The sequence below is a fragment of the Gammaproteobacteria bacterium genome, assembly GCA_015709615.1.
Lineage (GTDB): Bacteria > Pseudomonadota > Gammaproteobacteria > Burkholderiales > Nitrosomonadaceae > Nitrosomonas.
The window spans coordinates 237,592-257,258 of the sequence record CP054179.1; the positions used below are offsets into that span (position 1 = coordinate 237,592).

16 protein-coding genes and 1 riboswitch are annotated in these 19,667 nt (G+C 51.4%); of the genes, 12 read left to right on the forward strand and 4 right to left on the reverse strand.

Annotated elements, in window-relative coordinates:
- Positions 1-90: 90 nt before the first annotated feature.
- The 3 genes from dnaK to purB all read right to left on the reverse strand — a co-directional run bounded on the left by dnaK (position 91) and on the right by purB (position 4,200).
- On the reverse strand, positions 91-2,031 hold the full coding sequence (gene dnaK / locus HRU77_01235; protein QOJ19436.1) for a molecular chaperone DnaK: 1,941 nt from the start codon (positions 2,029-2,031) through the stop codon (positions 91-93).
- 57 nt (positions 2,032-2,088) lie between these two features.
- The gene (gene grpE / locus HRU77_01240; protein ID QOJ19437.1) at positions 2,089-2,682 is read right to left on the reverse strand and encodes a nucleotide exchange factor GrpE; all 594 of its coding nucleotides are present in this window, start codon (positions 2,680-2,682) and stop codon (positions 2,089-2,091) included.
- Between the two features lie 141 nt (positions 2,683-2,823).
- Entirely contained in the window at positions 2,824-4,200 is a 1,377-nt protein-coding gene (gene purB, locus HRU77_01245; GenBank protein QOJ19438.1) for an adenylosuccinate lyase, read from the reverse strand.
- A 204-nt stretch (positions 4,201-4,404) separates the two neighbouring features.
- Positions 4,405-4,482, forward strand: a riboswitch (cyclic di-GMP riboswitch).
- 165 nt (positions 4,483-4,647) lie between these two features.
- Here purB and HRU77_01250 point away from each other — a divergent pair.
- Positions 4,648-5,481 carry a pyruvate-binding protein gene (locus tag HRU77_01250; protein ID QOJ19439.1) on the forward strand — a complete coding sequence of 278 codons (834 nt, stop codon included), beginning with the start codon at positions 4,648-4,650 and terminating at the stop codon, positions 5,479-5,481.
- A gap of 222 nt (positions 5,482-5,703) precedes the next feature.
- Complete coding sequence (locus HRU77_01255) at positions 5,704-7,893, forward strand: cytochrome-c peroxidase (protein ID QOJ22022.1); 2,190 nt, start codon at positions 5,704-5,706, stop codon at positions 7,891-7,893.
- A gap of 208 nt (positions 7,894-8,101) precedes the next feature.
- Here HRU77_01255 and HRU77_01260 read toward each other — a convergent pair whose 3' ends face one another.
- Complete coding sequence (locus tag HRU77_01260; GenBank protein ID QOJ19440.1) at positions 8,102-9,436, reverse strand: DUF3422 domain-containing protein; 1,335 nt, start codon at positions 9,434-9,436, stop codon at positions 8,102-8,104.
- Between the two features lie 169 nt (positions 9,437-9,605).
- Here HRU77_01260 and HRU77_01265 point away from each other — a divergent pair, with 169 nt between their 5' ends.
- The 10 genes from HRU77_01265 to HRU77_01310 all read left to right on the forward strand — a co-directional run bounded on the left by HRU77_01265 (position 9,606) and on the right by HRU77_01310 (position 19,418).
- A complete protein-coding gene (locus HRU77_01265; protein ID QOJ19441.1) occupies positions 9,606-10,943 on the forward strand; it encodes an adenosylmethionine--8-amino-7-oxononanoate transaminase in 1,338 nt (445 codons plus the stop codon).
- Positions 10,944-10,952: 9 nt separating this feature from the next.
- Complete coding sequence (locus HRU77_01270; GenBank protein ID QOJ19442.1) at positions 10,953-12,353, forward strand: MBL fold metallo-hydrolase; 1,401 nt, start codon at positions 10,953-10,955, stop codon at positions 12,351-12,353.
- Between the two features lie 237 nt (positions 12,354-12,590).
- A complete protein-coding gene (locus tag HRU77_01275) occupies positions 12,591-13,028 on the forward strand; it encodes a hypothetical protein (protein ID QOJ19443.1) in 438 nt (145 codons plus the stop codon).
- 558 nt (positions 13,029-13,586) lie between these two features.
- Positions 13,587-15,701, forward strand: coding sequence for a 5-histidylcysteine sulfoxide synthase (ovoA, locus tag HRU77_01280; protein QOJ19444.1), 2,115 nt, complete (start codon positions 13,587-13,589; stop codon positions 15,699-15,701).
- Positions 15,698-16,867, forward strand: a complete 1,170-nt coding sequence (locus HRU77_01285; GenBank protein ID QOJ19445.1) for a pyridoxal phosphate-dependent aminotransferase — start codon at positions 15,698-15,700, stop codon at positions 16,865-16,867. The genes ovoA and HRU77_01285 overlap by 4 nt, the downstream gene beginning before the upstream one ends.
- Positions 16,868-17,042: 175 nt before the next feature.
- Positions 17,043-17,555 (forward strand): hypothetical protein, encoded by a 513-nt coding sequence (locus HRU77_01290; protein QOJ19446.1) that lies wholly within the window; start codon positions 17,043-17,045, stop codon positions 17,553-17,555.
- An 84-nt stretch (positions 17,556-17,639) separates the two neighbouring features.
- Positions 17,640-17,927, forward strand: coding sequence for a hypothetical protein (locus HRU77_01295; protein ID QOJ19447.1), 288 nt, complete (start codon positions 17,640-17,642; stop codon positions 17,925-17,927).
- A 431-nt stretch (positions 17,928-18,358) separates the two neighbouring features.
- Positions 18,359-18,715 (forward strand): zinc ribbon domain-containing protein, encoded by a 357-nt coding sequence (locus tag HRU77_01300; GenBank protein ID QOJ19448.1) that lies wholly within the window; start codon positions 18,359-18,361, stop codon positions 18,713-18,715.
- The gene (locus HRU77_01305) at positions 18,652-19,071 is read left to right on the forward strand and encodes an RDD family protein (GenBank protein ID QOJ19449.1); all 420 of its coding nucleotides are present in this window, start codon (positions 18,652-18,654) and stop codon (positions 19,069-19,071) included. Before HRU77_01300 ends, HRU77_01305 begins: the two co-directional genes overlap by 64 nt.
- A gap of 146 nt (positions 19,072-19,217) precedes the next feature.
- On the forward strand, positions 19,218-19,418 hold the full coding sequence (locus HRU77_01310) for a hypothetical protein (protein ID QOJ19450.1): 201 nt from the start codon (positions 19,218-19,220) through the stop codon (positions 19,416-19,418).
- The last annotated feature ends 249 nt before the right edge of the window (positions 19,419-19,667 follow it).

The window sequence follows — 19,667 nt, forward strand, 5'->3', positions numbered from 1 at the left end:
TAAACTTTACTTAAACACTAAAACGCAGAGTGCGCGCAAGAATCTTTTATCATTCCTGCCGCATCTCTGCGTTTGATGATTTAACAACCGTTACTTTTTGTTTTTAACTTCCTCAAACTCAGCGTCAACGACTTCGCCTTCAACCGGTTTCTCACCGCGGCCTGACGCAGCGGAATCCGCTTGCGGTTGTGCCTGTTGACCGCCTTGCTGATCCTGTTGCTGATACATCTTTTCAGCCAGCTTATGCGCAGCTTCGGTCAAAGCCTGTGTTTTGGCTTCGATCTGATCCTTATTGTCGGTTTTAAGCACTTCCTCGGCATCCTTCAGCGCAGCTTCGACTTTCGCTTTTTCATCGCCGCTCAACTGATCGCCATGCTCTTTCAACGATTTTTTAACCGAATGAATCATCGCATCGCACTGATTGCGGCTGGCAACCAGCTCTACTGCCTTATGATCTTCCTCGGCGTGCGCTTCGGCGTCCTTGACCATACGTTCGATCTCATCATCCGACAAACCGGAACTGGCCTGAATTTTGATTTTATTTTCTTTGCCGGTCGCCTTGTCTTTCGCCGATACGTGCAAAATGCCGTTGGCGTCGATATCGAACGTCACTTCAATCTGCGGCATGCCGCGCGGCGCCGGTGGAATATCGCTCAAATTAAACTGCCCCAGGCTTTTGTTTCCCGATGCCATTTCACGTTCACCCTGCAGCACATGAATCGTCACCGCGGTTTGACTGTCATCGGCGGTCGAAAACACTTGCTGCGCCTTGGTCGGGATCGTAGTATTTTTTTGAATCAGCTTGGTCATCACACCGCCCAGCGTTTCGATACCCAACGACAGCGGCGTCACATCCAACAGCAGAACATCCTTCACGTCGCCTTTCAGCACGCCGCCTTGAATAGCCGCGCCGACGGCCACCGCCTCATCCGGATTAACATCCTTACGCGGCTCTTTGCCGAATATCTCCTTGACCTTGTCCTGCACTTTCGGCATACGGGTTTGTCCGCCCACCAGAATGACGTCGTCAATGTCGGATGCCGTTAGCCCGGCATCTTTGATCGCCGTGCGGCAAGGTCCGGCGGTGCGTTCGATCAAGTCTTCCACTAAGCTTTCCAGTTTCGCGCGAGTGATCTTGACGGCCAGGTGTTTCGGTCCGGAAGCATCCGCGGTAATGTACGGCAAATTCACTTCGGTTTGCTGGCTGGATGACAATTCGATTTTGGTTTTCTCCGCCGCATCTTTCAGCCGTTGCAATGCCAGCATATCCTTCTTCAGATCGATACCGGTTTCTTTCTTGAATTCGTCGACCAGATATTCCATCACGCGCGAGTCGAAATCCTCGCCACCGAGGAATGTATCGCCGTTGGTCGCCAGCACTTCAAATTGATGTTCGCCTTCAACTTCGGCGATCTCAATGATGGAAATATCGAACGTGCCGCCGCCCAGGTCATAAACCGCAATCTTGCGATCGCCTTCTTTTTTATCCAAACCGAATGCCAGCGCCGCAGCGGTCGGTTCATTGATGATCCGTTTGACTTCCAGGCCGGCAATGCGTCCGGCATCCTTGGTTGCTTGCCGCTGCGAATCGTTGAAATATGCCGGTACCGTGATTACGGCCTCGGTTACCGTTTCACCCAAATAATCCTCGGCGGTTTTCTTCATTTTCATTAATACTTGCGCGGACACTTCCGGCGGTGCGATTTTCTTGCCGCGCACTTCCACCCACGCGTCATTGTTGTCCGCTCTGACAATGCTGTACGGCACCATTTTAATGTCGCGCTGCACCATATCTTCATCAAAACGGCGTCCGATCAATCGCTTGACCGCAAATAAGGTATTTTTCGGATTGGTGATGGCCTGGCGTTTGGCCGAAGCACCAACCAGGATCTCATTATCTTCCGTATATGCCACAATCGAAGGCGTCGTCCGTGCGCCTTCCGAGTTTTCGATCACTTTGGGGTTGCCGTTTTCCATGACGGCTACGCATGAGTTCGTGGTACCCAGGTCGATACCGATGATTTTTGCCATGTCTAGATCCTTTTAGAGATTAAATTGGGGTTAAAAGTGGAGATACTTGGAAAAAAATCAAGAGTCTTTCGCTTTCGAAACCGAAACAAGCGCCGGGCGGATAACACGGTCATGCAGCTTGTAGCCCTTTTGCATGACTTGAACCACGGTATTGGGCGCCTGCTCGGAATCCACCATGCACATGGCCTGGTGCTGATGCGGATCGAACTTCTCGCCTTTGGGATCAATCGCTTTGATATTGAATTTATCAAACACACTGGTCAATTGTTTTTGTGTTAGTTCCATGCCGTTTTTGAAATTCTCGACCGTGGCATTTTCAACCGCCAAAGCAGCTTCCAAACTGTCCATTACCGTCAGCAGCTCGGTGGAAAAATTTTCCACGGCATACTTATGCGCATTGGTCACATCGCTTTGTGCGCGTTTACGGATATTTTCCGTTTCCGCCTTGGCGCGAATCCAAGCATCGTGATGCTCGGCCGCTTTGATTTCCGCCTCTTTCAATAAATGCTCGAGATCAGGTTGAGAATTGGCAATTCCTCCCGTCTGAATGGTGGTGTCACCGGTCATACCCGGTATTTTGATTTCTTCTTGAGAATCCGGCGTTGTGGTTTGGTTTGTTTCCGTGGTCTGTGAATTTTCTGAGCTTTGCATCGTACCTCCTCATAAACTGTGGAAGCGATATTGGGATAGTTAAGCTGGATTTCAAGCCATCAATGAAAATTTATCCGGCATTACGCATGAATTCATTAGATTGTTCTGCCAATTCAGTCTATTGCGTAGCAAAATAATTTTTTAGTTTTCGATCCTTTCCGCCAGTTCATAGGCCTTACCGGTATAATTCCGCGGCATCAGCGTCAGCAAACGATCTTTTTCCGCTTGTGGAATGCTCAAACCGGCGATGAACTGATGCAGGGTTTCCCGGGTAATTCCGCTTTTGCCGCGCGTCAACGCTTTGAGTTGTTCATAGGGATTCGCTACACCATAGCGCCGCATCACCGTTTGAATCGGTTCCGCCAGCACTTCCCAAGCATTATCCAGGTCGGCCGCGAGCTGCGCCATGTTAACATCCAGTTTATTGAGTCCTTTGAGACAGGAATCATAAGCCAGCAAGGTATGCCCCAACGCCACGCCCATATTGCGCAGCACAGTGGAATCGGTCAGGTCGCGTTGCCAGCGCGATACCGGTAACTTCTCGCTCAAATGCCGCAACAAAGCATTCGCAATCCCCAAATTTCCTTCCGAATTCTCGAAGTCAATCGGATTGACCTTATGGGGCATAGTGGAAGAACCCACTTCATCCGCTTTGGTTTTTTGCTTGAAGTAACCGATTGAAATGTAACCCCAAATATCGCGATTCAAATCCAGCAAAATCGTATTGATCCGGGCATAGGCATCGAACAGCTCGGCCATGCAATCGTGCGGCTCGATCTGCGTAGTGTAAGGGTTAAACACCAACCCCAATTTTTCGACAAACGATTGCGCGAATTTTTCCCAATCCACATTGGGGTACGCAGCGAGATGCGCATTGTAATTACCCACGGCACCGTTGATTTTGCCTAATACGGCAACGGCCGCAAGTCTCTCTCTGCCGCGTTGCAAGCGATACACGGTATTGGCGATTTCCTTGCCTAGGGTGGTCGGCGTAGCGGGTTGGCCGTGCGTGCGCGCCAGCATCGGCACATCCGCTAATTGATGCGCCAGTTCAATCAAGCGCGCGATGATTCGATCGAGTGCCGGTAGCATGACTTTGTCCAGACTCGATTTCAGCATCAAACCGTGCGACAGGTTATTGATATCTTCCGAGGTACATGCAAAATGAATGAATTCTGCGACTTTAACTACTTCCTTATTACTCGCGAGTGTTTGCTTTAACCAATACTCCACTGCCTTGACATCATGATTAGTCGTCGCTTCAATGGTTTTAACCGCTTCCGCATCTTCGGTCGAGAAGTTGGCCGCCAAATTATCCAGTTGCGCAATGGTTGCCGCGGAAAAAGACGGCACTTCGGCAATTCCGGGATCATTGCTCAATGCCTTGAGCCACGCAATCTCAACGTGCACACGGAAACGAATCAAAGCAAATTCGCTGAAATAGAATCGTAATGGTTCAACTTTGGCGTGATAACGGCCATCCAGCGGCGACAAAGCGGTAATAACGGAGGGTTGCATGATATTGACTGTTTTTCTGAAGGACAAATTTTATCATGCTTGCTTCGCGGCGAAGGCGGTTAATTTTTCAGCAAATTGCTGCGGGATTTTCCAGGCAATCCGCATCGATCCTGAGCTGCGGCAATTTGCCGCAGCGACAATTTGTCACATTGTTTTGTCGGAATATTCCCATAGAATATAAAAACGTAATTTATTAAGAAGGATATCGGACAAAGCCACGCCTGCCGCAAGGCAAGTACGGAAAGCCAATGGATCTCATTATGAGATAGCCAGGTTGCCTCCCAGGAGTGATGGGGAGTGACTGGATCGGAGTGTATAAAACTATCAATCCGTTTCCAGCGCATCATTCAAAAAAAGAGGCGCTGCCGATTTGCCCTTTCCCAATTCTTCAAGCAATCAACGGCGCCTTGAAATCTTACCCATAGTGTCATTTTTGGAGAAATGAATATGAAAACAAAATCATATCACAACAAAACTAATGCATTGATCTCTGCTGCCCTGCTTTCAGCCGCCGCGCTGGCAAGCAGCAATGTCTACGCTGCCGGTGCCGTAGGATTCAAGGGCTGGAGTAGCGGTAACATTGTTAATTTTGGCGGTACCATTTCCGCGGGTGAAAGTGGCTTGAAAAGTGCCTACTCCGACAATCCCTTTCTAAACTATTCCGCTTGGGCGCATACCGGCGATTGGTGGACATTCAGAAACGACGCCGCATTCGCCGATGTCACCGTGACCGTCTCCGGCGATTCCGGTTTCTCACCCGGCGTGACCGTCTGGGCAAGCGGCGCCGCGGAATTTGATGGCGGCACCACCGATTTCGGTTCAGAAATCAGTCTGGCGGGATTCGGCACACCGCACTCGTTCAATGCCACCGGTGCAATGGGCGACGCAGGGACGCTCTGGATGGCTAACGGCCAAGGCGGCAACATGATCGAAACCCTGGGTTATGCAGTTTCCGGTCCTTCTCATGCCGCTGCGACAACCGGCTGGGGCGAAACCATTTCGACCGGCGCGCAGGATGTCAGTCTGACCAACACCTTCGAAAACGGCGTTACCGGTAGCGCCAGCGCTCATCTCGTGTCACTGACATTCAACGATTTGGCGCCGGGTTGGTACACCGTCTATATCGGCGGCACCGATCATGCGACTGCGGGCGGCGCGTTTGAATTGACCGTCAGCGCGGTTCCCGAAGTGGATACCTGGGCCATGCTGATGGCCGGTTTGGGCCTGGTCGGATGGCGCATGCGCAAATATCAAAAAGACCCGCTTCAGGCTATCGCTTAGTCTATAGACCATTTTAGCCAGAGGAAAAAAAGGGGCGGCAGTTTTCAGCCGCCGCTTTTCCTTAAAGAATTCACTCGGCTACGCTGCCATAAGAATTTACTGAATTTTGCTGCTGATAAGATCGAAAGTAGAAAAACGTGCCGTATTTGCGCACAAAATGGCACGAAAAAATTCGGATACTCAAAAGCATGAATGCCGGGTTATGGAAATGCCAGGAGTATTATCATGCTAATAATTAAAAAAGCTATCATCAACATCACCAAGGCATGCTGTCTTGCGCTGCTCACCTGTTCAACTTTGCACGCCGACTTCGGCCCCATGCCGATGACACTGAAAGGCGCGCCGGTTCCCGAAGTGCCCGGTTTGCTCGATGGTTCCGATCCGATCATCATCGACAGAGAAAAAGCGATCGCACTGGGAAAAGCCTTGTTTTGGGACATTAATGTCGGCAGCGACGGCATTGCCTGCGCCAGCTGCCATTTTCACGCCGGCGCCGACCGGCGCACAAAAAATCAGCTTTCACCCACCGGTAGAAATAGCAAACGGCCGAAAGAATTCTCCATTGCCAGCGACGGCTCTATGCACGGCCCCAACACCGCATTGAAAAAAAGCGATTTTCCGTTTTTCCAAACCGATGATCCGATGAATCCGCTCGGAATGCCGGTTTATATCAGCGACGATGTCGTGGCATCGTCAGGAACTTTCGGCGGCACCTATCGCGATGTCGAATGGTTTCAGGAAAAAAACGATCCGTGCGACCGCAGCGCCGATGCGGTTTTCCATATCGATACCAAAGGCGTACGCAAAGTCGAGCCGCGCAACACACCGACAGTCATCAACGCCGTTTTCAATTTCCGCAACTTTTGGGACGGCCGCGCCAACAATATCTTCAACGGCAGCAGTCCGTGGGGGGATCGTGATCCCGATGCCGGTGTATGGATTAAAAAAAGCGACGGTACAGTCACCAAGAAACGTTTACGGCTCATCAATTCCTCGCTGGCTTCCCAAGCGGTCGCTCCACCGCTGGATGATTTTGAAATGGGTTGCCACGGCCGCACTTTTGCCGACCTGGGCCGCAAATTGCATTACCGCCAACCGCTGGAACATCAGCAGGTGCACTGGAACGATAGCGTTCTGAGCAGTTTGGCCTTCAGCACTCCGGATAATCTGCAGAAAGGATTAAATACCAAATACTACCAGCTGATCCAGAAGGCATTCAATCCGAAATATTGGAACGATATCCCCAATGAGCAATTCGGTTTTCCTTCGGCAACATCGGCTACCCATACATTGGCTTACAATCAAACGGAAGCGAATTTCGCCATGTTTTTCGGATTATCGATACAAATGTATATCGCTACCTTGATTTCCGACGATGCTCCTTTCGATCAAAGCGAAGTCGACGAACATGGCATGCCGATCGGACTGAACGAATCGGCGCAGCGCGGCCTGGATATATTCCGCGATTCTCACTGCGCGCTCTGCCATATTGGACCGAATTTTACCTCTGCCGCCGTGGTGACCAACGGTATCTTGCAAAAAATCAATCCGCATGCTTTCGGCAATGAGGCTTTCCGCATCAGCACCACCACCGTGGTGACGTATTTATCGCTGACCGGCGGCATGATGTTTCAAGATACCGGTTTTTCCGGTACCGGTGTCACACCGCTAGCAAACGATCCCGGACTCGGCGCTGTCGACCCCTTTGGCAACCCGCTATCGTTCGCCGATCAATATATGCAACTTTTAGCCGGTAACACAGCCGCGGTTCTCGATCACTATGTCGCGGATGTGCGGCCTTGCGATCTCGACACGGCCATCGCCATCGATCGCGACAAACCGCACCCGTTACTATTCACTCGCAGTGACGGTATCCAGAAGCAGCCGCAGAATACCGCCGGTTGTTTTAACCCGGCCGGCATCTTCATTCCGACCGTGGAAACGGCGCGCGCCGAACTGAAAAAAACGAAAAGAAAACACTTTTTGAGCGCCGCCACAGGTTCTTTCAAAATTCCTTCGCTCAGAAACATCGAACTGACAGGGCCGTATATGCACAATGGTGGCATGGCGACATTGGAAGAAGTAGTGGAGTTTTATACGCGCGGCGGAAACTTTGAAACACCGCCGAAGGAATTCGGCAAGGTTTTTGCCTTGGTTGACCTGCGGCTTTCACCGCAGCGCCGCGAAGATTTGCTCAATTTTCTAAAAAGCCTGACGGATGATCGCGTGCGCTTTGAAAAAGCGCCATTCGATCATCCTGAACTGCCGGTTCCTCATGGTCACGACGCAAGCTCCAAAGCCAACCCGCTGGGCGCCGCGCTGGCCGCCGACGAATTTATCGCAATTCCGGCCGTTGGCGCCGAGGGCAGGACCGATGCCTTACTGCCGTTTGAAAGTTACCTGTCGCATTAGGGAAGCTCCGAATAAACACTGCGCTCGGTCATGCTGTGTTGGTATTAGGCTTAAAATGCTCATTTACCCTTTGCAAACTGCGCTTTTTCGCCGGATTCCGCCTTGCCTGACCGCCGCTCGCTGCCCTTTTCAGAGGCTTCCTTCAGCGTTGCACGAAAACTGATTAATTTGCCGGAAACCCGCGGTTAATCAGTTTCTCACCAGAAAATCAATGCGATTTGAACAATTTATCGTGAATGCGCCGTGTTGTTCGCCACACCGCCCAGAGCACGATTGGAATCAGCATACCGGTCACCAGTTCCGGGTGAATCGGCAATCCGGCCGCTTGACCCGCTTTTGCCACGTACAACAACAAGCTGATGACGTAATACGATATCGCTGCAATGGATAAACCTTCCACGGTGCTTTGCAATCGCAATTGCAATTCCTGGCCGTGCGTTAGTTTCTCCAGCAGTTGCTGATTCTGCGTTTCCGCCAGAATATCGACGCGGGTGCGCAATAACGCGCTGGTGCGCGAGACACGAGCCGATAAATAGCTCAAGCGCTGCGCCGTTGCCTCCACCGTAGCAATGGCAGGAGAAAGCCGCCGCTGCATGAATTCGCCTATCGTTTGCGTGCCGGGAATGGCTTTTTCACGCAACTCGGTGATCCGTTGCATTACCAGCTTGTTATACGCTTGCGTTGCGGCAAAGCGGTAGCCATGCTCGACTGTCGCACGTTCGATACGCGCCGCCAGCGAGGTAAGCGTATCCAGCAACTCTTGATCGGAAGCGGCTTTGTTTTCCAGTTGTGCGGTGATTTCGGCCAATTGCCGCTCGGCATCGGCTAATTCCGGAATGAGGCGTTTGGTCAGCGGTAAGCCGCGCAATGCCATCAGCCGGTAAGTTTCAACTTCCAGCAAACGCTGCGAAACCCGCCCGGCCCGCGTCTCGGATGCATCGGCCGACATCATGACCAGCATGCGTTCGAAACCACTCGGGCGCAGCATGAAATCCGTTACCGCCAGCGAATGTCCTTCCCTGCCGATCAGCGAAGCCACCACTGGGTTTCCGCCGAACCACTTGCGTGCTTGCACGAGCAATTCATCGGACCGATGCAAATCGCCCGGCACCATCGCGACTTTCACCGCGGCAAACGTGCGCCCCGGAATCTCAGCCAGCCAGCCGGGCGGCAAAGCCAAGTACGAAAGCAGCTCCGGATCGGTCGCTCCCAAATGCGCAGCTTCCGGCAAATGCTGCACCAGCGAATAGCGCGTGAATTCGGTATGGCGTTCCCAGCGCAAGGTATAGCCCTGCAAACGCAAACGCAGAAAATTATTCTGCAATTGCTCGAGCATCAGCATCTGCTGTCCGGTCAAGCGCCGCAAATGCTCGTATTCCTGTGCACGTGTAACGCCTTCGTTGATAACCACGACATAGATAATCAATGCGGGCAGCCGGATACGCTGGCTGGGACGGGCATGCACTTCATTGTGCAGCATGACGCGCTGCGGATCGTTGTCGGGCAGCCAGTCGGTCAGGTCGGTGTCAATCATTGTATGCATACGGATAAAGCCAATGTTTCCGGTTGAAAACCGGAATGTACCAAGGATCCCTCATCAGGTCAAAAGCGCTGAAAAACTGCCCGGCATAGTCTACAATGACCGATCATCAAGGACTCATTCCGGCTGCAATCGTCTTCCGGAATTTCCGCCATTCAGTCAAAGCAAGGACATGTCAATTATTCACCATAAACCCTCCTCATCCGCGTCGCAACTGCGACAACGAAGCCTGGCCGCGGTATGGCACCCGTGCACGCAAATGAAACAACACGAAACGTATCCGCTGGTTCCGATTGTAAGCGGACAAGGTGTATGGCTATACGATGCCGATGGCAATCGTTACCTGGATGCAATCGCCTCCTGGTGGGTCAATTTGTTCGGCCATGCCAATCCAATCATTAATGCGGCCATCCGCGATCAACTGGAGAAAATCGAGCATGTCATGCTGGCGGGTTTCACCCATGAACCGGTGGTCACGTTATCCGAACGGTTAAAAACCCTCGCCCCCGGCACGCTCGGTCATTGCTTTTACGCCAGCGACGGCGCATCGGCGATCGAGATTGCGCTGAAAATGAGTTTTCATTACTGGTCGTTGTGCGGACAGCCGCAAAAGAATGGTTTTATCAGCCTGCAAAACGATTATCACGGCGAAACGCTCGGTGCGTTATCGGTCACCGATGTCGCCATTTTCCGCGAAACCTATGCACCTTTGTTGAGACCGTGCACCCATGTTCCGACACCGGATTGGCGCTACGCCGAAACCGGCGAATCGCCTCGGGACTTTGCATTGCGTGCCGCAACCGCACTGGAAAATCATCTGGCAAAGCATCATGCACAAACGGCTGCACTGATTCTGGAACCGCTGGTGCAAGGCGCAGCGGGCATGGGCATGTATCACCCCGTTTATCTGCAACGCACCCGGGAAATTTGCGATCGTTATCAAGTACACCTGATCGCCGACGAAATCGCCGTCGGCTTCGGCCGCACCGGAACCTTGTTTGCCTGTAATCAGGCCGACATCGCGCCGGATTTTCTATGTTTGTCGAAGGGATTGAGCGGCGGCTATTTGCCGCTCTCGGCCGTGATGACCACCGATCAGGTTTATCAGGCTTTTTACGACGACGGAACGGCACGGGCTTTTTTACATTCGCATTCGCATACCGGCAATGCGCTGGCCTGCCGCGCGGCTTTAGCCTCGCTGGATATTTTTGAGCACGACCGGGTGATCGAAAGCAACAGAACTAAAGCCGCGTACCTGAATAACATCGCCGCACCGCTCGCCAGCCATCCGAAAGTCAGAAATTTCCGCAATTGCGGTATGATTTGGGCGTTTGAAATCGAAACGGACGATGCCGATTTTGCCGCCGAATGCTTTCAGGCCGGTTTGAAGCAACAAATTTTGCTGCGCCCGTTGGGCAAAACCGTTTATTTTATGCCACCCTATGTCATCAACGAGCAAGAAATGGATTTGCTGGTCGATGGCACGCTGCGGGTATTGGAAACACTGTGAATTGATACGATGAAACTGACTTTTTTAGGTGCAGCCGGGGAAGTAACCGGTTCCAGCTATCTGATCGAGACCGATGATGTGCGCTTTCTGGTCGATTGCGGCATGTTTCAGGGCGGACAAGAAGCGGACAAGAAAAACCGCACGGCTTTCAAGTACGATCCCAAAACCATCGACTTTGTCCTACTGACCCACGCGCACATCGATCACTCCGGATTGTTACCGCGGCTCGGCGCGTGGGGTTTTCGCGGTCCGGTGTATTGCACGACGGCAACCGCGGATCTGCTGCAGGTCATGCTGAAGGACAGCGCTTATATTCAGGAAAAAGAAGTCGAGTGGCGTAATCAAGCGCGCCGCCGCAATAGCCAGTCGGTTCAGGAACTCGCGCCACTCTATACCGTGACGCAAGCGGAAGCGTTGTTGAAGCAGTTGCGGCGCGTCGATTACAACACCGAAATCGACCCTCGCCCAGGGATCCGCTGCTGCTTTCGCGATGCCGGCCATATTCTTGGCTCAGCCATCATCGAATTGTGGGTGAGAAAAGACGGCGGTTACAAAAAAATCGTCTTCTCCGGCGATCTCGGACAACCCGGCCACCCCATCGTGCGCGACCCGGCGATCATTCGCCGCGCCGATGTTGTGCTGATCGAGTCCACCTACGGCAACCGCCTGCATCGCAGCATGCCGGACACCCTCGATGAATTGGCATTTGCCATCAACGATACGCTGATCACGAAAGGCGGCAATGTCGTCATCCCGGCGTTTACCGTCGGCCGCACGCAGGATTTGCTGTTTCTGCTGATCGATCTGTACCGCCAGGGTAAGCTCGGCGAAATGGCCATTTATGTCGACTCGCCGATGGCGCAAGCCGCCACCGAAATCACGCTCAAACATATTGCGTTGCTCGACCGGGAGTCCACCGAAGCCTTGCAATGGATGAACAGCAATGCGCAAAAACCGCGCATTCATTTCGTGCAGGATATCGAGGAATCGATGCAGCTCAATCATGTCAAGCACGGCATCGTCATTATCTCGGCCAGCGGCATGTGCGACGCCGGACGCATCAAGCATCACCTCAAGTACAATCTCGACCGCCCGGAATGCAGCATCCTGATCACTGGATTTCAAGCGGAAGGAACGCTGGGAAGGCGGCTCGTGGACGGCGCCAAGCAGGTCAAGATTTTCGGTCAGGAAATAGCGGTCAAGGCGGCCATTTACACCATCGGCGGACTCTCGGCACACGCCGATCAGGCCGATTTGCTCAAATGGTTGGGTCATTTCGAGAAAATGCCGGAAAAGATTTTTGTCGTGCACGGCGAGCTCAGCAATTCGATGGCGCTGGCTGATGCCATTCGCGACAAGCTACATTGGCATGCCAGCCTGCCGGAATACTTGTCGGTTGTTACACTTTAAATCCTGGAATTATGGTTATATTGCCTATGCATATACATCAAGCAAAATTATTTTTTGATCTAGATTAACATTTATCTAGAACTAGTTTCGTAAACTACAAACTTAAAAAATGAACTCAATAAAGTTTCTCAGCAGTGAGTAATTAAACGGTTTATTCAACTCTAAATAGGAAGTTTGTATTTTTTCATTTACCTGCATTCGATGATAACAATTTCTATATAAAAGGGAGATTACGTCATGAGAAATCAAGCAAAGCCATACAACACTTATTCCAGCAGTCATACTTTCAATCCGATGAGTATCTTTTCTAATTTTCTGATAGTTGGATTGATATTTCTAAGCGTATTTGCACTAACATTACGTGATGCGCAAGCTAGCCGGCCGAGAGTTTCATGCGAGTTTAGTTGGAAAGAAAACCAAGAACTTAATGTTAAAGCCGGCAACAAGTTTCGAAATGCAACAGTGCGGACTAGTGAATATAACCGCCTTATTGCGATGGGGAGTGTGCCCGCCCGCGTATCCGCTGATCGTGGTCAGCATTGCCAACTCAATCACCCCGAAAACACTTTGATTGATACACAAATTGAAAAAGCCGATTTCCGGCTTCACCATTCAGGTCGAATTCCAAACTGCTCTGATTTGAATGCAGTTGTAGTTTGTCGCGGAGCTAATTGAAGGCGCAACCCGACTTTATATCGACTAGAATCTCCGTTGCTAACTCATAACGCGCCAGAAACCAGCGGAAGTTGAAAATGGTGGTCTCACTCGGAATCCGCTCCAACCCTGGATCAGTGAATCACCACAGGATTGTCATGACGCTGAAACAAGCGGTGAGGCTGGAGCGCGTCGGGCTGGAAATATTGCTTTGCAGAGCATACAAGCAATCATCCACATGACTGCGCTTCATCCACTTCGCCCCATCTTGGGGTGGATATCATAGCACCCGGCAAGCCGATTCAGGCTCTCTTGGCTATTTTGGCCTGCCCTATGCGCCGCCGCTGCCGTGGAGGGGCTCCCGTGTAATACCTGCCTCAAAAATCATCCTTTGTTGACTTAATTTGCGCACTCAGATAACAACTTTTGATAGCAAAACCGGGCATCGTTAATATTTCCATCACCTTTTTATCGCAAAAACAAAGTCTAATGACATTTGTCCCGGTTGAGGTATGGCCTGAAAAGCGCAAGGCGTTATAATACCGGTCAATAACTGAGTAAACTACTAAACATTACCTTATGTCAGAAACCTTATTCCAACGAACTCCTCTGCTCGATGGCGACGATATCAACCTGAAACGTGAAGAAATCCGCAACTACTTTCACATCACGCTGGACCGCTACGAGCAATTATTCGAAACGCTGCGCAATGACGAAGCCTATTACAAAAAACCGATCTCGTTGCGTCATCCGCTGATTTTTTATCTCGGCCATACCGCCACTTTCTTCGTCAACAAACTGGTTCTCGCCGGGTTGATTACCGAACGCATCAACCCACGATTGGAATCGATTTTCGCCGTCGGCGTCGACGAAATGAGCTGGGACGATCTCGACAGCACACACTATGATTGGCCGACGGTCGATGAAGTGCGCGCCTACCGCAAAACCATGCGTGCCATGGTCGATAACCTCATCGCCACATTGCCGCTGAGTCTGCCGATCACTTGGGAAAGTTCGTGGTGGCCGATTGTGATGGGCATCGAGCATGAACGCATCCATCTGGAAACGTCGTCGGTTTTGATCCGTCAGCATGCCTTGCATTTCGTGCAACCGCACCCGGATTGGCAGCCATGCCGGAAATCCGGCGCCGCGCCGCAAAATTCGCTGGTCGATGTTGCCGCCGGAACGGTGACGCTGCATAAAACCAGAACCAATCATCAGCATTACGGCTGGGATAACGAATACGGTCTGCACACTGCGGACATCGCCGCTTTTCAAGCCAGTAAATACTTAGTCAGCAATCAGGAATTCTTGGCGTTTGTCGAAGCCGGCGGCTACCGTACCGGCAGTTACTGGCCGGAAGAAGGCCGCTCGTGGCGGCAGTTCACGCAAGCCGAGCATCCGACGTTTTGGGTCAAAAAAGGTAGCGACTGGTATCTGCGCTTGATGACCGAAGAAGTACCGATGCCATGGGACTGGCCGGTCGAAGTCAATTACCACGAAGCCAAAGCGTTTTGTAACTGGAAGGCCGAGACGACCAAGCAACCGGTGCGGCTGCCGACCGAGGACGAATGGTACCGGCTGTACGATGTTGCTGGTCTGAGTGAAGTGCCGCACGACCGCAAGGCGACCGGCAATCTGCACTTGGATTATTACGCGTCGAGCTGTCCGGTCAATGAATTTCCGCACGGCGAGTTTTTCGATATCGTCGGCAACGTCTGGCAATGGACCGAAACGCCGACGTATCCGTTCGAAGGTTTCGACGTGCATCCGCTGTACGACGATTTCACCACGCCGACGTTCGACAACCAGCACAATCTGATCAAAGGCGGTTCGTGGATCGCTTGTGGCAACGAATCGATCCGCAGCTCGCGCTACGCGTTTCGCCGCCACTTCTTCCAACACGCCGGTTTCCGCTATGTGGTGTCGGACGCTCCGGCGACATTGCCAAGTTCTAATTACGAAACCGACAAATTGTTGTCGGAGTACGCCGAGTTTCATTACGGCGATACGTATTTTGACGTGCCCAATTTCTCCAAAGCGCTGGCGGAAATCGCCATCGCCGCGATGGGCGACCGGCCCAAGCGCACTGCGCTGGATCTGGGTTGCGCTTCCGGCCGCTCAACCTTCGAGCTGGCCAAAGTGTTCGATCATGTCGCCGGCGTCGATTTCTCCGCGCGCTTCATCGGTCAAGGCGTACAACTCGTGCAGCAAGGCATCTTGCGCTACACGCTGACCGACGAAGGCGAATTGGTGTCGTACAAGGAACGCACGCTGACCAATCTCGGACTCGATCACGTCAAGCACAAGGTCGAATTCTTCCAGGGCGACGCCTGTAATCTGAAACCGATTTTCACCGGTTACGACTTGATCCTCGCCGCCAACCTGATCGACCGCTTGTACGATCCGGCCAAGTTGCTCAACAGCATTCACACGCGCATCAACATCGGCGGCTTGCTGATGATCACGTCGCCGTATACCTGGCTCACCGAGCACACCAAGAAAGAAGCGTGGGTCGGTGGCTTCAAGCGCGACGGCGAGAATTTCACCACACTCGACGGCCTGAAAGAAATGCTTGGTCCGCACTTCCGCCTGATTCAAGGCCCGCAAGCGGTGCCGTTCGTAATCCGCGAAACCAAGCGCAAATTCCAGCACACGCTGGCGGAAGTCACCCTCTGGGAGCGCATCGCTTGAGTGACGCATTCGATTTCGACCGGGAAATCGATCGCATAGGCACGCACAGCGTCAAATACGATAGCCGCTTGGCGGTGTTCGGCAAGGCCGATGTCATCCCGGCGTGGGTAGCGGACATGGACTTCGCCGCCCCGCCCGCGGTCACGCTTGCGCTGACCGAACGCGCACAACACCCGATCTACGGTTACACCGTATTTCCCGACAGTCTGTATGACGCACTGATCGATTGGCTGCAACGGCGGCACGGCTGGACGGTGCAACGCGACTGGATCGTGATGTGCCCCGGCGTGGTGCCGTCGATCAACGCCGCCGTGATGGCGTTCACGCAGCCCGGCGAAGCCGTCATCGTCCAGCCGCCGGTGTATTTCCCGTTCTTCTCCGCCGTCACGCAAACCGGCCGCAAGCTGATCCAAAACCCGCTGCGCCTCGACAATGGCCGTTACACCATCGACTTCGATCACCTGGAACAGTGCGCCAAAGAAGCCAAGCTGCTGTTGCTATGCTCGCCGCACAACCCGGTCGGGCGCGTGTGGTCGCCGCAAGAATTGCAGCAAGTGCAACAAGTCGCCACCCGCCACAACCTGATCGTATTTTCCGACGAAATCCACCACGACCTGATCTACCCCGGCAACCATCACCACGTGCTGGCTGCCATCGCTGACTACAATAGCAACCTGATCACCGCCGTCGCGCCGAGCAAAACCTTCAACATCCCCGGCTTGAATCTATCCTCACTGATCATCCCCGACAAAACCGTGCGCAACGCCGTCACGCACATCTTCAGCCAATTCCACGTCAGCGCCTCCAATCCGTTCAGCGTCGCCGCGTTCGAAGCCGCCTACCGCGACGGCGAAGCCTGGCTCACCGCATTGCTGAATTACCTGCAAGACACCCGCACCAGTGTCGAACACTTCGTCGCGGAACATTTGCCGGACATGCGCGTGATCCAAGCCGAAGGCACCTACCTACTCTGGCTCGACTGCCGCGAATGGCACATGACCGACGCGCAACTGAAACACTTCTTCATTCACCAAGCCGGTGTCGGCCTAAATCCCGGCGTGCAATTCGGCCAAGAAGGCAGCGGGTTTATGCGGTTGAATATTGGGGCATCGAGACAGACGGTTTTGGGGGTGTTGGAAAGGATCAAACGGGCCAAACATAGATAGTGCTCAGCAACAGGCTTTTGGAACCAAACAAGTTAGGCATAATGGTAGTCAGGCAGATAAATTTGGTAAATATGTTCATAAATAAGGGGATACAATGAACAACACCGTATTATATTTCATTGATGATGTAACTGATTACGTCATTTCGAATTTATAATTCTAGTTTTGCTTCGCTATGACACGTGAACAGCGTCTTCGCCGAGTAATAATTCTGTGCCACCACTTTCTACGAAATCTGGCTTTCTACAAGGCTGGCTGGCGAAAGGGAGAGTTGATATTCAAAGATCAATTCTGGGTTAATGCTAACGGTAACTTCATCGATGTATGTGTCCTTGAATGGTGCAAGCTTTTCGGCGACAAACGGGGTCAACACAACTGGCGAAAAGTCATCAGAAATCAGGCGGCTTTCTTCGAAGGGTTATTACTTGCAATCGGCAAAACGGCACTTGAGTTTGACTCGTACATTAAGGAAATGAAAACGTATAGAGACAAGTTTGTCGCGCACCTCGACTCCGAAAAAGTAATGAACATTCCGAAACTCAAAGTAGCAAGAAAGAGTGTTTTATTCCTTTATAACTACTTGCTCGCCAACGAAGAAGAAACAAAGCGTTTACACGATGAGCCGCCGAAGGCATCATGCTTTTACAAGCATTTCTATTCACAAGGCAAAAAGGTTTATTCCAAGTGACCATGAGGCATAACCCTACGCTCAAACGGGATCGCGCAAAAGCGCGCTGCCCCTTATCTTCACGTTAGGCAAAAGGAGAATCTAATGGCTCAGCTTGATGAAGAATCATGGAAAATTGTTGCCGCCGCACAGCGCTATGAAAAATCTGGCGACCCTTCTGAGCTTAATGAATACGATCTTTCAGCTTTAAAAAAGGCCGATTATCAGCTTGGCAATAGAGATGTGAATACAGGGTGGCGAAAGGCGATTCAGGATTTAATACATGACATCGAGAGCACCCCCGAAATCATAGAAGCAAAACCCGGTGCATTCGGCATAACACTAAATCTGAATGCATTCATCAAGAGACTTTTTAAATACTTTTGCAAATAGCAAGTAGCCTGGATAAGCTCGCGTCATCCAGGATCAACAACTCGTAGATAGGGTGAAGCACAAACTTCAGGATCAACAAAATCACCAACTATTGAGCTTCTTCATCCACCAAGCCGGTGTCGGCCTGAATCCCGATGTGCAATTTAGAACTAAGGGCAGCGGTTTTGTGTGACTGAATATTGGGGCGTCGAGACAGATCGTTTTGCGGGTCTTGGAAAAAATCAGATTGGCTATACATCAATGGTATTACGTTCCCAAACTTGGAAAACGAAATAAATTTGGCATGATGACAAAGCTAAATGGGTCAATTAGTTGGAAGTAAAAGAAAGCGCCATAAACCGTCATATTTTAGATTTCATTCATGACGTATTATATTGCGACATTTTGAATGCGCGATTTTAATCATAGCCTTGGAGCAAAGGGAAAATTCGATGTTTTGTACGCAATGTGGCAAGGAAATAATAGATGATGCGAAATTCTGCGGACATTGCGGAGCACCTCTGGAAGCCACGGATCAGAAAACGCTGCAAGAACCCAATGTAGTTTTGTCCACGACTTCGCCCATGCCAATACAGGCTACGGCTTCTGTTGCCCAAATTCGCCCGTGGATTCGATACTGGGCGCGTATGTTCGACCTCTACTTGATCTCCATCGTGAGTGGCATAGTCTCAGCATCCTCTATCCAGACGCGTTCAGCGAGCAGATTAGTGATCAATTTGATCAATTGTTCGGGCTTGCCGTATTTTTTGCTTGGGTGTTCATCGAATCGTTATTCCTTTCTACAATAGGTACAACGCCCGGCAAGTGGCTTTTCAAGATCCGCCTTATTCCACCGTCAGGAGAGACACCGGATTATTCAACTGCTTTATCAAGAAGTTTTAAGGTTTGGTGGCTCGGTTTTGGCATTGGATTTCCGCTCGTCAGCTTCATCACTCTTTTAGTGTCGTATAACAAATTGACCAAGAACGGTATAACCCGTTGGGACAGAGATAGTGGATTCACTGTTGCGCATGAGCGGATTGGCCCGCTACGGGTGATTTTTGCTATCGTTTTCTTTGTTAGCTTTTTGCTTCTTGCCGCCATCGGAAGCACAATCGATATCGAACAAATAATTCCAACTGACGCTACTTCGTGGCATGTTTGAGTTTTGCTGTTAGGTTGGAGTGAGGCACGAACCCCAACAATAACTCAGCATCAGCGAAACCGCCAACCGTTGGGTTTCTCTATGATGTTAACAAGCAGACCAAAAAACAGCCGTTATGGCTTAATAACTGCCATAATCACATACTTATGTTTTCCACTTTACGATCACTCATAGCAGCTCTATTCCTGTTTCATTTGACAGGATGTGCTGTCGTGGCAGTTGCCGATGCTGCCGTCACTGCTGCTGCGACGGCAGTCAAAGTCACGGTTAAAGCGGCTGGTGCAATTGCAGACACGGTCATTCCCGACAGCGAGGAAAAGAAAAAAAACACGGATCCGGACAAATAAACATCGTCTAAAAGCACCCCTCCCCTGGTTGACCGGAAATCTTAATAAGGCCGCGCAAAGCGAAGTGGACGTAAGACGATTCAGCTACCCAAAACTCTCCTGTTTAGCTCGTGAGTTGCAGTGAGGAATCATCAATGAAACCGCCAATCGTTGAGCTTCATTTCATTCAACCCAACGTGCTAACCCTATTTCAGATAGCTTGAATAAGCTTGCGTCACCCAGGATCAACAATGGCAATCAGTAAGACGC

What these genes read in the sequence shown, in the direction of transcription:
- dnaK (QOJ19436.1), bottom strand. Translation starts at nt 2,031, where the DNA reads ATGGCAAAAATCATCGGTATCGACCTGGGTACCACGAACTCATGCGTA.
- grpE (QOJ19437.1), bottom strand. Translation starts at nt 2,682, where the DNA reads ATGCAAAGCTCAGAAAATTCACAGACCACGGAAACAAACCAAACCACA.
- purB (QOJ19438.1), bottom strand. Translation starts at nt 4,200, where the DNA reads ATGCAACCCTCCGTTATTACCGCTTTGTCGCCGCTGGATGGCCGTTAT.
- HRU77_01250 (QOJ19439.1), top strand. Translation starts at nt 4,648, where the DNA reads ATGAAAACAAAATCATATCACAACAAAACTAATGCATTGATCTCTGCT.
- HRU77_01260 (QOJ19440.1), bottom strand. Translation starts at nt 9,436, where the DNA reads ATGCATACAATGATTGACACCGACCTGACCGACTGGCTGCCCGACAAC.
- HRU77_01265 (QOJ19441.1), top strand. Translation starts at nt 9,606, where the DNA reads ATGTCAATTATTCACCATAAACCCTCCTCATCCGCGTCGCAACTGCGA.
- HRU77_01270 (QOJ19442.1), top strand. Translation starts at nt 10,953, where the DNA reads ATGAAACTGACTTTTTTAGGTGCAGCCGGGGAAGTAACCGGTTCCAGC.
- HRU77_01275 (QOJ19443.1), top strand. Translation starts at nt 12,591, where the DNA reads ATGAGAAATCAAGCAAAGCCATACAACACTTATTCCAGCAGTCATACT.
- ovoA (QOJ19444.1), top strand. Translation starts at nt 13,587, where the DNA reads ATGTCAGAAACCTTATTCCAACGAACTCCTCTGCTCGATGGCGACGAT.
- HRU77_01290 (QOJ19446.1), top strand. Translation starts at nt 17,043, where the DNA reads ATGACACGTGAACAGCGTCTTCGCCGAGTAATAATTCTGTGCCACCAC.
- HRU77_01295 (QOJ19447.1), top strand. Translation starts at nt 17,640, where the DNA reads ATGGCTCAGCTTGATGAAGAATCATGGAAAATTGTTGCCGCCGCACAG.
- HRU77_01300 (QOJ19448.1), top strand. Translation starts at nt 18,359, where the DNA reads ATGTTTTGTACGCAATGTGGCAAGGAAATAATAGATGATGCGAAATTC.
- HRU77_01310 (QOJ19450.1), top strand. Translation starts at nt 19,218, where the DNA reads ATGTTTTCCACTTTACGATCACTCATAGCAGCTCTATTCCTGTTTCAT.